Origin of the sequence: Niallia circulans NBRC 13626, assembly GCF_001591585.1 — a bacterium.
Lineage (GTDB): Bacteria > Bacillota > Bacilli > Bacillales > Cytobacillaceae > Niallia > Niallia circulans.
This window is the reverse complement of the sequence record NZ_BCVE01000004.1, coordinates 295,606-309,080: the sequence shown is the minus strand read 5'-3', so window position 1 is coordinate 309,080 and position 13,475 is coordinate 295,606. Positions and strand designations below refer to the sequence as shown.

Genomic DNA, 13,475 nt, shown 5'->3' with positions numbered 1-13,475 from the left:
TTTGGAACAAGAGATAAGAGTATTACAAATAATTAGTATTATCCTTTTTGCTACGCTATTATGCTTATTAACTTATTTAGTCATTAGGAAAATAATAGAGAATAGACAAGATAACCAAATTAATGAGCGAAAAAAACAGCTGATTGGACCAATCTTTTCCTATCTTCGGGAGGGGAAGGAAAGATTGAAGGATATAAAGCAAACAAGAATAGACAAGCAGGCAATAGAACAGGTTTTCACTGATTTTTCTGAGAGAATAGAGGGAGAACAGGAGGAAGAACGGCTGCTTGAACTTGCTGAGTTTTACTTGATAGATAAATATAGGAAAGAAATAAAGTCTAGATATTGGAGTAAACGGATGAATGTCCTATATAAAATAGAAGATTTTCATATGAAGGAAATCGAACACCAGGTGATTAGTCGATTATCTAAAAGAAATTGTCATAAAGAAGAGAAAATCCAGATTTATCGGATTTTAGCTGCCTTTCAATCTGAAAACATTTGGAGCCTCATAAATAAGGATGAAGAACTTACGGAAAAGAATTACCGAAGTATACTGCTGCGATTAAAGCCTGAGAGTTTTAGGAAGTTTATTCAGCCTTTTTATTATTGTCGAGAAGCGTTACAATTAGCAATCTTAGACGTAATAAGCATGAAAAAGAAGGTAGAGTACGTCCAATTTATAGAGAGTGTTTTCGCGAAGTATGAGGAAGAGATCAGATTAAGAGCTTTGAAGGCAATAGCTTCAATTGGCTATGTGAGAAATATAGAAGATTACGTTTTCTTGGCAGATTCTGAAGTTTGGCAGGAGAGAATGATGGTTGCCAAACTATTAGGAACGAGTAGTAGCCTCGATAAATATATTCCTTTGTTAGTAAAGCTTCTTCATGATTCTTCTTGGTGGGTGCGATCTCAAGCAGCTGAATCCATCATAAGCTTTAAAAAAGGCAGAGAAGTTTTATTTGAAGTCGTTAACCAATCAGAGGATAAGTTTGCCAAGGATATGGCCAGAGAATGGTTAAATAAAGGAGTTTATTAGCATGGTTTATCAATGGTGGTCAATTGCTGTACAAATCTTTGCCACGTTTATTGCTGTTTATATGATAATTATTATATTGTTTTATTCTGTTATTCTTTTCATTTCCATGCTTCAGCTACGAAAGGAATATAAATTAAATAGAGAAGATACATTTGATGATGTTTCAAATGAATGGTATACGAAACCAGTATCTATCATTGTTCCAGCTTATAATGAAGAAGCTGGAATCATTCCAAGTGTACGGTCCTTGTTGAGCATTAATTATCCTCAATTTGAAATCATTGTTGTCAATGATGGATCAAAGGACCATACGCTGCAGAAAATGATAGAACAATATGAGATGGTTCATATAGAAAAGGTTGTCAGGAAACAACTTACGACAAAGCCTATTAAAGGGATTTATCAATCGAAGCTGCTCCCTAAATTATATTTAATCGATAAAGAAAATGGCGGAAAAGCAGATGCTTTAAATGCAGGACTGAACTTTTCTCATTTTCCTTATATTTGTTCATTAGATGGTGATTCGGTCTTAGAAAGAGATGCCTTTTTAAAGGTAATGAAGCCTATTATGGATAGTGATGAAGAAGTGATAGCCTCAAGTGGAAGTATTCGTATTGCTAATGGATGTAAGATAAAAAACGGACAAGTTCTCGAGATAGGATTGTCTCGCAATCCCTTGGTTATTATGCAAATAATCGAATATTTGAGAGCTTTTTTGATGGGGAGAATTGGATTAAGCAGACATAATTTATTATTAATTATTTCTGGGGCTTTTGGTGTTTTTTCAAAAAAATGGGTCCTAAAGGCTGGGGGCTATCAAACGAATACAGTCGGCGAAGATATGGAGCTCGTAGTGCGAATCCATCGATTATTAAAAGAGACAAAGGAAAAAAAGAAAATCGTTTATGTTCCAGACCCAGTTTGCTGGACAGAAGTTCCGGAAGAAATAACGTTTTTAAGAAGACAGCGAAGAAGGTGGCATCGGGGATTATATGAAAGTCTATGGAATCATAGAAAGCTAACCTTTAACCCGAAATATGGAAATATCGGACTAATATCTTTTCCATACTTCTGGCTAATTGAATTTTTGGGCCCTATTGTCGAATTTTTAGGATATGTTTATACGATTATTGCCTTGTTTTTTGGTGGAGTATATTTAGAATTTGCCATCTTAATTTTATTACTGTCCTGTATTTATGGCTCTATTTTTTCAATGGCAGCAGTGTTATTAGAAGAATGGAGTTTGCGCAAATATCCGAAAGTTTCCCACATCATTTCTTTGTTCTTCTATTCGCTGACAGAATCTTTTTGGTACCGCCCGTTAACTGTTTTTTGGCGATGTGAAGGCATTTGGCAATTAATAAGAAGCGATAAAAGTTGGGGAGAAATGAGCCGTAAAGGAGTATCCGAATGAAATGGAATAAATCGATTATTTTCTTTTTACTTATTCTCTTTGGTGTAGGACTTTTAACAAGTCCTTTTTGGCTTTGGCAGTTAAAGCATTCAAAGGAATTAAATGTCTTAATTATGGATAAAACAGTGCCGGATTCTTCCTATCAGGAACATGCGGGATTAATATGGGTGTTGAATAATCAGAAATATGTAAAAAGCAATCAAGCTCCTTATAGCAAAGAACGTGATTATGTAGGAGTTAATCCTTTGAAAGAAAAACACAAGCAATTAACTCATCTGCCAAAAGATTTATCCTCCTATGATGTGATCTATATGACAGATCAATATGGAGTAGATAAGGAAGAAACTTCCAGAATGAATAGCGTTGAGAAAGTTTCGAAGCAGATGGAAGGCGGATTAGCGTTAGAAGATGTTGAAAGGGTAGAGTCAGCTTTGTTTCAAAACACCAATAAAACATTAATTGCTGAATTTAATACCTTTGCAGCTCCAACTAGTGATCAAGCCCGCGAAAAAATAACAAATCTTCTCCATCTTTCATGGAGTGGATGGATAGGAAGATATTTTTCTGACATGGAAAGCAATGAAGTTCCTATATGGGTCAAAGAAAGATATGAACAAATCTATGATCACAAGTGGTCATTTAAAGGATCAGGGTTAATCTTGATTAATAGCGATGATCATCTAATTGTATTGTCAGATCAAGAGCTTGTTAGCGGAGCCCTTCAATTTTCGACTACTGATAAAGGAAAGGATTTGTTCAATCAGCCTATTAAATCGAATTATGGTTATTGGTTTGATATAGTTGCTGCAAAGGATGAGACCGATATTCTTGCTACGTATACACTTCCAGTAAATGAAAAAGGGAAAGCAGTCTTAACCGAATATGGCTTACCTAGTCAGTTTCCAGCAGTCATTCAATACAAGAATAAACAATACACGTCTTATTATTTTGCAGGTGACTATGCAGATGAAGCAGAGGTACCAGCACTTTATAAAACAGTCGGGTTTGATACGTGGAAAAGATCTATAACTTATCGCCATTCCTTTTATTGGAACAGTTATGTACCTATTATGAAAGGGATTCTAAAGAATGGTTTACATTCCGCTGATCATGCAAGTACTAATGTGGAAACAACAACTGTGAATCATTTGAAGATAAACACGAAAACAGATGATACGTATATTCAGGTGTTGAAAGACAATAAGTGGACAAATCTCCTTGTTAAAGGAGTTAATATGGGGATAGCAAAGCCAGGAACTTTTCCAGGAGAAACGGCCATAACGAAGGATGAATATTTACGCTGGTTTAAAGATATTGGCGCTATGCATGCAAATGCGATTAGAGTGTATACCTTGCATCCGCCCGCTTTCTATCAAGCATTGTATGAGTATAATCAGTTGGCAGAGGAACCTTTATATCTTTTTCATGGTGCATGGATCAATGAAGAGACTCTCCTAGAAAAACAGGATGCTTACGCGAATGAAGTGGATAATGATTTTAATCGAGAATTGAAGAATATGATAGATATCATTCATGGGAATGCATCTATAGCTGCTGCCCCTGGCCATGCTTCCGGCGAGTATACATATGATATATCAAAATATGTATTGGGCATTATGATCGGAATCGAATGGGATCCAGAGGTAGTACAGAACACAAATGAGAAACATAAAAGCATAGCTTCATATGATGGCACTTACTTTGAAACAAAAGATGCTTCTCCTTTTGAAAGTTGGCTTGCACAGAAGATGGATGAAACAGTGAAATATGAGGTTGATAAATATGACTGGCAGCATACAATGAGCTTTACCAATTGGGTAACAACGGACTTGCTTAAACATCGTTATGAGCCGGATCCAAAAGAAGATATGGCCATCGTAAATCCCAATCATATAAAGACGACAGAGAATTTTCATGCGGGATTCCTTGCTTCCTATCATGTCTATCCGTATTATCCAGATTTCTTAAACTATGAGCCTGCATATAAAGGCTATATAAATAAACAAGGGAAGCAGAGTAATTATGGAGCTTATTTACAGGAGTTAAGAGAAGCACATGATATGCCAGTTCTAATTGCTGAATTTGGTGTACCCGCATCGAGAGGAAAAACGCATGAGAATGTAAATGGAATGACACAAGGGTTTCTTTCCGAACAAGAACAAGGAAATTTCGATAAAGAAATGTTTCAAATGATTGTCGATGAAAATTATGCAGGTGGGCTACTATTTGCTTGGCAGGATGAATGGTTCAAGCGAACATGGAATACGATGGATTATGATAATCCTGATAGAAGACCATATTGGTCCAATCTACAAACAAATGAACAGCATTTTGGCTTACTCAGCTTTGATCCTGGAAAATATGAGTCGCCCATTTATATAGATGGAAAGAAAAAGGACTGGGAAAAACTCGGCATTTCTCCTTTGTATGAAGATAGAAGGGAACAAAAAGGAATAGAGTCTATATATGTAACAAGTGATGAACAGCAGGTCAACTTGAGAATTGATTATCACCAGCCAATAGACTTACAAACAGATACAACCTATCTATTGTTTAATACCATTGAGAAGCAAGGCCAAAAAACAATTGCACTTAAAAACAAAACAATTAAATCAACGTTTGGCGTTGACTTTCTTGTTAAAATAGCGAATGAACACAATTCGCAAATATTAGTTGATAGTTATTATGATTCCTTCCATTATCATTATGGATCCATTTTGCATATGATCAAAGAAGAAGCTTATGCAAAGAAAAAGGATAATGGAGTATTTCATCCTATTCGACTGACCTTAAATAAGGAATTAGAGCTCCCAGATACTAAAATTCCATTTCAATCTTATGTAACTGGACATCTTCTATTTGGCAATGGAAATCCTGCTAGTAAAGAATTTAATAGCTTAACCGATATAAGCGTGAGCAAAGATAAAAAAACAATTGAAGTCCGGATACCTTGGGCCTTGTTGAATATGAAAGATCCGAGCCAGAAAGAGATAATGGCTGATTTATGGCAAAAGGGATTAGAGGAAAGTGTACAGGCTAAGGGAATCCAAATAGCAGCGGTAATGGAAAAAGAGGAGGAAATAATCTCTTCCTTCCCTAAGCTTAATAGATATAATGAAATCCTAGCTGCTGATGCTAAATGGTACATGTGGGACGAATGGGAGATGCCAGCTTACCATGAACGGCTAAGGGCATCGTATTACCTCTTAAAGGATGCCTTTTCAGAAATAAATTTGGGGGATTAAATGGTGAAAAGAATTTTATTAGCAGAAGATGAAGAAGTATTAAGAATGTTAATAGTTGATACATTGGAAGATGAATACATCGTGGATGAAGCACAAGATGGAGAAGAAGCATTTCAGTTAGTTCAAGAGAACCAATATGATTTACTAATCCTTGATTATATGATGCCAATTATGACCGGCTTAGAAGTCATTGAAAAAGTAAGAGCAGATAAAGAGAGAGAGCATCTTAAAATTATGATGCTCTCTGCCAAAAGCCAAGCGAGTGAGCAACATGAAATTATGGGAGCAGGAGCAGATTATTTTATGGCAAAGCCATTTAGCCCGCTTGCTTTATTAGACAAAGTAGGAGAAATATTGAATGAAAATTAAAGATTATTTTGGTAAAAGCATATCAAGACAGTTTGTAGCTTTACTGTTTTTTTTTAGTTTGCTTTTCCTTATGGGCTGTGCCTTCCTTGCACTCAGTCAAAAGCAATTGAATGATCGCTATGCAGAAGAAAGGGAAGTGATCCTTGAAAAAATATCAATCACTAGAGAATTACAAGATATGCTAGAAAATGCTTTATCAGAAGCAAGAGGATACTTCGCGTTTAATAATCCCGATATGCGTTCATCCGCTTTAAAAATGGATGCCAAGACAAATGAATTGATTCAACAGCTAAAAGCTGTTGCTACAACAGATGAAGATGCAGTGTTAGTAGAAGAGATAGCAAATTTTCATTCTTATTATTTTCAGGATATCCTCCCCAAAGCATTAAACTACTTTGATGAAGGAGAAATCGACAAAGTGGTGAAACTCTCAGATGATGGGGGAGCAGATCGAATTAGTCATATAAAGGGTTCGTTACATAACTATTTACAATCGATGACGAATGAACTGAATAGTTTGGTAAATGAACTAGATAAAAATATCATCATTTTTCAAATCAGCTTTCTTGTCTATATTATTTTCATTATGATGGTTATTTATTTTATAGGGCGGGCTGGATTAAAAAAAATTGGCAAACCGTTAGCCGATTTATCAGTTGCGGCAAATGAAATTGCGAAAGGAAATGATGCACAGATAAAGATAGACACCAAGCGAGCTGATGAGATAGGGAAACTCTCTGCTGCTTTTTATCAAATGTATCAAAGTGTTCAAGATAAAGAACAAAACTTATTGGCGCAAAATGAGGAATTACTTGCACAGCAGGATGAACTGCATGCACAACAAATAGAATTAGAAGAGGTCTTAGAGACAGTTAGAGCAAATAGGGAATCATTAAGGCGAAGAAATGAATTAATTAATAGCATTTCGAATTCATTAGATAAAAATGAAGTATTAGAGAGTATTATTACCCATCTAGCAGCAATTCTACAGGCAGACAGAGGAATTATCTTACTATTAAAGGATCAAGCATATGCAACCTACGGAATTGTCGAAGAAGGAGCAGAGCAATTTAAAAATTATGTATGGCAAGGAATGCTCGATCGACTAAAAAAAGAGAAAGACCCATTTATTATTTCAAGAGAAATGGTATTGGCCGAAAAAGGCTATCACCTTGAAAAAGGATTTACACATGATTTGTATATTCCTGTCTATAATTCGGATGATGAAATAACAGCAGTGATGATGCTGAGTCGTTTTAGCGATCCTTACTCGGTGTTTGATAAGGAAGAATTTATTGCGTTGGCAAAACAAATAAGTATTTCTTTAGATAAAATTGAATTATTTGAGCAAACAGAAAATGATCGTGTATTAAACTACGATATCTTAAATACCATTCAAGAGGGTATTCAGGTAGTATGTGGAATAGGTGAAATAATATTCGTGAATGAAAAGCTTGAAGAAATGATTGGGGACACAAAGGAAACAATATTTTATCCTGGCTGTAGATGGGATGAATGGAAGCAGCCATTAACAGCTCATTTTATGGATGAAGAAGGGTTGCTTCAATATATAGAAGCATCCATTAAGGAAAAACAGACGGATTCCTATAGTGCCTTTATGAAAGATGGACGAGTAATTAATATCTATGCGGAGGAACTTTACAGAGGAAACACTAAGTTCGGCACCATCCTTGTTTATAGGGATATAACAAAAGAATATGAAGTGGATAGAATGAAGTCTGAGTTCGTAAGCACAGTGAGTCATGAGCTGCGAACACCGTTAGCAAGCATACTTGGATTTACAGAATTAATGATAAATCGAGAATTAAAAGTGGAAAAGCAGAAAAAGTACTTACAAACAATATATGGTGAAGCAAAGAGGCTGACCTCCTTAATAAATGATTTCCTAGATATTCAACGAATGGAAGCAGGAAAGCAAACCTATGAGAAGAAGTACATTGATTTAATGCCAATAGTAGAGAGAGTCAAGGAAAAACTATCCATTAATACTAGTTCTCATCGAATCGAAATAAATCAGTTGATAGAGGAAACCATGATTATTGGTGATAAAGCGAAGATTGAACAAGTGCTGGCGAATCTTCTAAGTAATGCTATTAAGTATTCCCCCGATGGAGGGACAATAGAGATTAATATTTATAAAGAGAACGGGCAGCTGCGAGTATCGTTTAAAGATGAAGGCCTAGGAATCCCAAAAGCGGAGATCAGTAAATTATTTACTAAGTTTTATCGAGTAGATAATACGGACCGAAGAAAGATTGGTGGTACGGGCCTTGGACTGTCTATTGTTCAAGAAATCATGATTGCCCATGATGGCCAAGTGGCAGTAGAATCAGATTATGGGAAGGGAAGTACGTTTACGCTTATTTTTCCCCTTGTCCATAAAATGGAGGCTTCTGATGAAGTATCTATAGAAAATAAGCAAACTTACTCGATCATGGTGATAGAAGATGATATTAGCCTGGGAGAATTAATTGTTCATGAATTGCAAGATAACGGCTTCCAAGTTGTGTATTATAAAAATGGTCAAGAGGCAATGCAAATGTTAGAAAAGCTCCCGACAGATGCAGTGGTGCTTGATATCATGCTCGAAGATGAAAATTTTGATGGTTGGAAAATCTTGAATCATATCAAAGAATCAGAAAAACTCAGAAATATTCCTGTTATCGTATCATCTGCATTAGATGAAAAAGAAAAGGGATTATCACGAGGAGCGATGGATTATCTCGTAAAACCATACCAAACTAGCCAACTTTCTAAAACGATTATGCAAACCTTATTAAAGATGGGGAAAGTGGGCCAAGTATTGATACCAGAACAAGATAAAGAGTGAAAAGTCGCATTTAAAGTCAAGTGGAAGGAGAGGTAATAGCTACCTCTCCTTCCTTATAGGGGAGTTTTTGGATAATAAAGTCGTAAACACAGCCACACAGAAAATAGTTAAGAAAGAAGCTGAAAATGTTGTCAGCCCAATTATTTTATAGCCGCTGGCTAAAACGATTCCATCTATTAGAAAAATGATGAGACCTACCTGAATAGAAAGTATCTTTGACAGGACTTGGGCAAGGAGATCCTTCCCTCCAGTGCTGGTCTCAAATCGAAGCATGAGGCCAATCCCTACGCCGATAATCACTCCACCCAAAATCGCACTTAATACAAGTTTCAATGAAAATAAATCACGTAAAAAAGATAGGAAATCAATTGAGATGGAAGAAGCAAGGAAGCCAATTATGCCATAAAAAAAGTACTCCCTATTATAAAACCACACCAGTATATATAAGGGAATGCTTAAAAGAATCATAGACAGACCTGTCGGAACCTCGTAGTGATAGTGCAAAATAAGGCCGATTCCAATTATGCCCCCATCTAACAGATGATGTGGGACTAAAAATCCATTTACCCCCATGCCTATTAATAAGCTCCCGACAAATATCGCCGCTATTTTTTCTATCATTAAACATCATCCTATCTATTCCTTGTCCATTCTTCTTATACATATGTGTAAGAGTATAAACATAGAAGAACATAATTGAACTTAGGAGGATGAAAATTGATCGAGCAAGTGGGCTATTGAAGTTAGAAGTAAGATAGGTAAAAGTACTACTTTTGCTATTAAATTCTATAAACTGGTGATTTAGCGAAATTAAGTAACAGAAGATTGCGAGCATTTATTTGCTGCAAGGAAAAGCGGTGTTCATATTCATATAGGGAAGGAAAGCCAGAATGCGCTCGGCTGTAAGAAAAAGTGGTGTTCAACCAAAGAATGTGCACAAGCTCTTCATAAAATACACACAAAAAGCTACGAAGCAATGAAACAAGACTTATTCCCTGAAGAACGAGAAGATATTGCGAAGATGCTAAAAGATATTCGTGAAACTCGTTTTTCTGGCGGTTTGGCTTGCCTCCATTGTGGAAGCGTATCGGTCAAGAAGAATGGCAAATATCGTGCGAGGCAACGATATTTGTGCAAGGACTGTGGGAAGACCTTTAACGATATGACCAATACTCCGTTGGCAGGTTCTCGATACCCTCATAAATGGGTTAAATATTTTGAAATGATGGTAGAAGGCTATACGCTACCTAAAATCTCTGATACTTTAGAAATCCATATTTCTACGGCTTTTTACTGGCGACATAAAATCTTGAATGCTCTCCGTTCATTAGGCAATCAAACTTTAAAAGGGATTGTTGAAAGCGATGAAACCTTTTTCTTGGAAAGTGACAAAGGGAAGAAGTCTATTACTCATAGAAACCCTCGTAAGCGTGGCGGTGTCGCAACAAAACGAGGTATCTCAAAGGAACAGGTCTGTGTTCTTGTAGCACAAGATCGAAATGGACAAGTCATCTCTCAAATGGCTGGAAAAGGGTGTATTAAATCAACAGATATAGATAAGGTATTAGGTGCCTTTATCGACACCTCTGCTTTGTTATGTTCAGATGCAGCTACGAATTATAAAAAGTTTGCCGAAGATAAGGGATTACAGCACGAAATGGTGAATTTGCGGAAAGGGATTTATGTGAAAAAATCTATCTTCCATATTCAACACGTTAATGCTTATCACAAACGACTAAAACAATTTATGGACCGTTTTCAAGGTGTGGCAACCAAATATCTTGATAACTACCTGTTTTGGTTCAGATACCTTGAACAAAGCACAAAGGTGGCTCGCAAAGAACGAGTGAAGCAACTTTTATTTAGTGCTGTCCATAAATCAAACTATACGACAGTTGAGATGTTTAGAAGAAGTGCATAATAAAAGACCTCTAATTCGAGGTCAATAAATTACTTTTCTACTGTGATATATTCATCATCCTTTAATCTCGTAACTTCGCATCCTTCAAGGATTTCAAATTCTTTTAGTCTATCTTCAATTGTCTTGCTTGTACTATCCTTGAACAAATCTTCTCGGTCATAGTGAGGAAAAACAAGTTTGTCCGTTAGGTCTAATGCAGAAAAATCCTTAGTATTTAGTGCATTCATTTGCGGTGTGAAGAAATGAACGACTTTAATGTTTGGACCAAGTATAACAGCACCAGCACTTACACCTACAATAACAACATTTTTGGTAACTAACTCTTGTAGGATACTATCTGCCCCACTCTGTTTAGTATGGAATAATAAGTTAAATGGATTTCCACCATTGATGTATATGACATCTTTATGTGCAAGACTTTTTGGGTTATCAAACTCTATATCAATGAAATCTATGTTTTGAAACCCCATATCCTTAAAGTCCTCTTTCGCCTTCTGAGCAAATCTATTTTTATCCTTTTGCGGCGATGCAGTTGTGATAATAGCAACGTCCAGTTCGTTTGGTTCGCCGTTAATGAGTTTTAAAAATTGCTCTTTAATAGCATCATTGTAAAAACCGTTAGAGGTTAATAGCAATTTCAATATAATCAACCCCATTCTATTCTCTATTTCGTATTAGATATATCCTTATTTTAACAGAAAAATAGGAAATCAGGAATTTTCACCTAAAAACAACACTCTTAACGAAAACAGCGTTAAAAAAAGATTGGCTACCCTTTAAAATAAGAAAAACATCTTTACCCAATTGGGTGAAGATGTTTTTCTTATGGCCTTATTTATAAAGCCGTATATGATAATCCTTCTACTTAAAAAAAGAAATGCAGGATATAGTAACAAATTGCAGCGATACTTGCTGAAATTGGCAATGTAATAACCCAGGTAATAATCATTCGTTGTGCTGTTCCCCATTTAACTCCTTTTAAACGATGTGCAGAACCAACACCGAGAATAGAAGAAGAGATAACATGGGTTGTACTAACTGGAAGGTGAATTAAGGTGGATCCGAAAATGATCATAGCTCCTGATAAATCAGCAGCTACCCCATTTACTGGTCGAATTTTCATAATATTTCCACCAACGGTTTTGATAATTCTCCAACCACCTACAGAAGTCCCTAGTCCCATTGCAGTAGCACAGGCAAATTGTACCCAAAATGGCACCTCGCTTGTTGAAACATAATTATTAGCTAATAAAGCCATCGTAATAATCCCCATGGCTTTTTGAGCATCATTTGTACCATGCGTATAAGACTGCAATGCTGCAGTGAATATTTGGAAATAGCGGAAACGTCTATTTGTTTTTGTTAAATTTAAATCCCTAAAAAAGAATTTAAAAATGGAGTAAATGGTAAATCCAACAATAAAAGCGATGATAGGCGAAAGAATCAATGCCTCAATGATTTTAATAAACCCAGTGTAATTAAGAGAGGAGAAACCAGAAGAAGCAATTGCTGCTCCAGCGATTGATCCAATAATTGCATGGGAAGAACTACTTGGAATTCCAAAATACCAAGTGACTAAATTCCAGATGATAGCAGAAATCAATGCTGCAAGGATAACGAGAGAACCATTTGTTAATTGAAAAGGATCTACGATTCCTTTTGTAATTGTCTTTGCCACACCAGTAAAGGTCATCGCACCAATAAAGTTCATACATGCTGCCATAATAATGGCATGCTTCGGTTTTAGTGCTTTTGTTGATACTGCAGTAGCAATGGAATTGGCTGTGTCATGAAAGCCATTAATAAAATCAAATGCTAGGGCAAAGACAACGATTAAAATTGTAAGTATTAATAATGTATTCATTGGAAAAAGACTCCTTATGCGTTCTTCATAATGATACTTTCAAGTGTGTTGGCAACACTTTGACAGTAATCAGCGATATCCTCAAGATTTTCATACACTTCTTTATATTGGATAATACGAATCGGATCTTTTTCTACAGAGAAAAGGTTTTTAATCGATTGACGTAAAATGCCATCACATTTTGATTCGTGATCTTTAATTCTAATTGCATACTCTCTAATTTTAGGTAATTTTTTAGTTGTAAGCAGATCTACTGCTTTATCAATTTCTACTGCACAGTTTTTGATTTCTTCCACAAAACGAAGCATATATTCATCTGCACTAATGATATTGTACATTTCGAAAAGTGCAGAAGTACTCTCAAGACCGTCTAAAACATCATCCATACTCATTGTAAGAGCTAGAATGTCTTCTCTTTCAATCGGCGTAATAAAGGCTTTATTTAATTCTGTGATAACTTCATGAACATATGTATCACCTTTTGTTTCAATTTCCTTCATTGTTTCAGAAAAAGTTTTTAAATCGCTAACATTTGTTAGTTTATAGTCAGCAAAAAAGTCTGCTCCTTCTTTTAAATTTGAAGCAATATTTTTTAACATAACAGCAAACTTATCTTGTTTTTTAAAAACCATTATGGTTACCTCCATTAATATATAACAAATTATGACTAAGCCTTACATATTTTATAGGAAAGTTGTCGAATAGCATAGTATTTTGAAACGAAATTTACAAAAACTTAATATTTGCTTTACAAAGTTTTAAGAAAACTACA

General features: G+C 35.6%; 10 protein-coding genes. 6 read left to right on the top strand and 4 right to left on the bottom strand.

Going from position 1 to position 13,475, the window contains the following annotated elements; all coding sequences use genetic code 11:
- The first annotated feature begins 1 nt into the window (after nt 1).
- From BCI01S_RS07465 to BCI01S_RS07445, 5 genes are read left to right on the top strand one after another with little or no spacing between them, the layout of a single operon-like run.
- A complete protein-coding gene (locus BCI01S_RS07465) occupies nt 2-1,039 on the top strand; it encodes a HEAT repeat domain-containing protein (protein ID WP_061797760.1) in 1,038 nt (345 codons plus the stop codon).
- A gap of 1 nt (nt 1,040) precedes the next feature.
- Nucleotides 1,041-2,453, top strand: coding sequence for a glycosyltransferase family 2 protein (locus BCI01S_RS07460; protein WP_047942761.1), 1,413 nt, complete (start codon nt 1,041-1,043; stop codon nt 2,451-2,453).
- Nucleotides 2,450-5,698, top strand: coding sequence for a hypothetical protein (locus tag BCI01S_RS07455; protein WP_061797754.1), 3,249 nt, complete (start codon nt 2,450-2,452; stop codon nt 5,696-5,698). Before BCI01S_RS07460 ends, BCI01S_RS07455 begins: the two co-directional genes overlap by 4 nt.
- 3 nt (nt 5,699-5,701) lie before the next feature.
- Nucleotides 5,702-6,067, top strand: coding sequence for a response regulator transcription factor (locus tag BCI01S_RS07450; protein ID WP_047942884.1), 366 nt, complete (start codon nt 5,702-5,704; stop codon nt 6,065-6,067).
- The gene (locus BCI01S_RS07445) at nt 6,057-8,918 is read left to right on the top strand and encodes an ATP-binding protein (protein ID WP_061797749.1); all 2,862 of its coding nucleotides are present in this window, start codon (nt 6,057-6,059) and stop codon (nt 8,916-8,918) included. The genes BCI01S_RS07450 and BCI01S_RS07445 overlap by 11 nt, the downstream gene beginning before the upstream one ends.
- A 39-nt stretch (nt 8,919-8,957) precedes the next feature.
- Here BCI01S_RS07445 and BCI01S_RS07440 read toward each other — a convergent pair whose 3' ends face one another.
- Nucleotides 8,958-9,539: a YitT family protein gene (locus tag BCI01S_RS07440; protein ID WP_061797744.1), complete on the bottom strand. Its 582-nt coding sequence runs from the start codon at nt 9,537-9,539 to the stop codon at nt 8,958-8,960.
- A gap of 331 nt (nt 9,540-9,870) precedes the next feature.
- Between BCI01S_RS07440 and BCI01S_RS07435 the strand changes: the two genes are divergently transcribed.
- Nucleotides 9,871-10,839 (top strand): IS1595 family transposase, encoded by a 969-nt coding sequence (locus BCI01S_RS07435; RefSeq protein WP_061797742.1) that lies wholly within the window; start codon nt 9,871-9,873, stop codon nt 10,837-10,839.
- Nucleotides 10,840-10,868: 29 nt separating this feature from the next.
- Here BCI01S_RS07435 and BCI01S_RS07430 read toward each other — a convergent pair whose 3' ends face one another.
- From BCI01S_RS07430 to BCI01S_RS07420, 3 genes are all read right to left on the bottom strand, one after another.
- Nucleotides 10,869-11,480, bottom strand: a complete 612-nt coding sequence (locus BCI01S_RS07430) for a Type 1 glutamine amidotransferase-like domain-containing protein (protein ID WP_235844458.1) — start codon at nt 11,478-11,480, stop codon at nt 10,869-10,871.
- 224 nt (nt 11,481-11,704) lie between these two features.
- Complete coding sequence (locus BCI01S_RS07425) at nt 11,705-12,703, bottom strand: inorganic phosphate transporter (protein WP_047942755.1); 999 nt, start codon at nt 12,701-12,703, stop codon at nt 11,705-11,707.
- Between the two features lie 14 nt (nt 12,704-12,717).
- Nucleotides 12,718-13,335: a DUF47 domain-containing protein gene (locus tag BCI01S_RS07420; protein WP_047942753.1), complete on the bottom strand. Its 618-nt coding sequence runs from the start codon at nt 13,333-13,335 to the stop codon at nt 12,718-12,720.
- Nucleotides 13,336-13,475 lie beyond the last annotated feature (140 nt).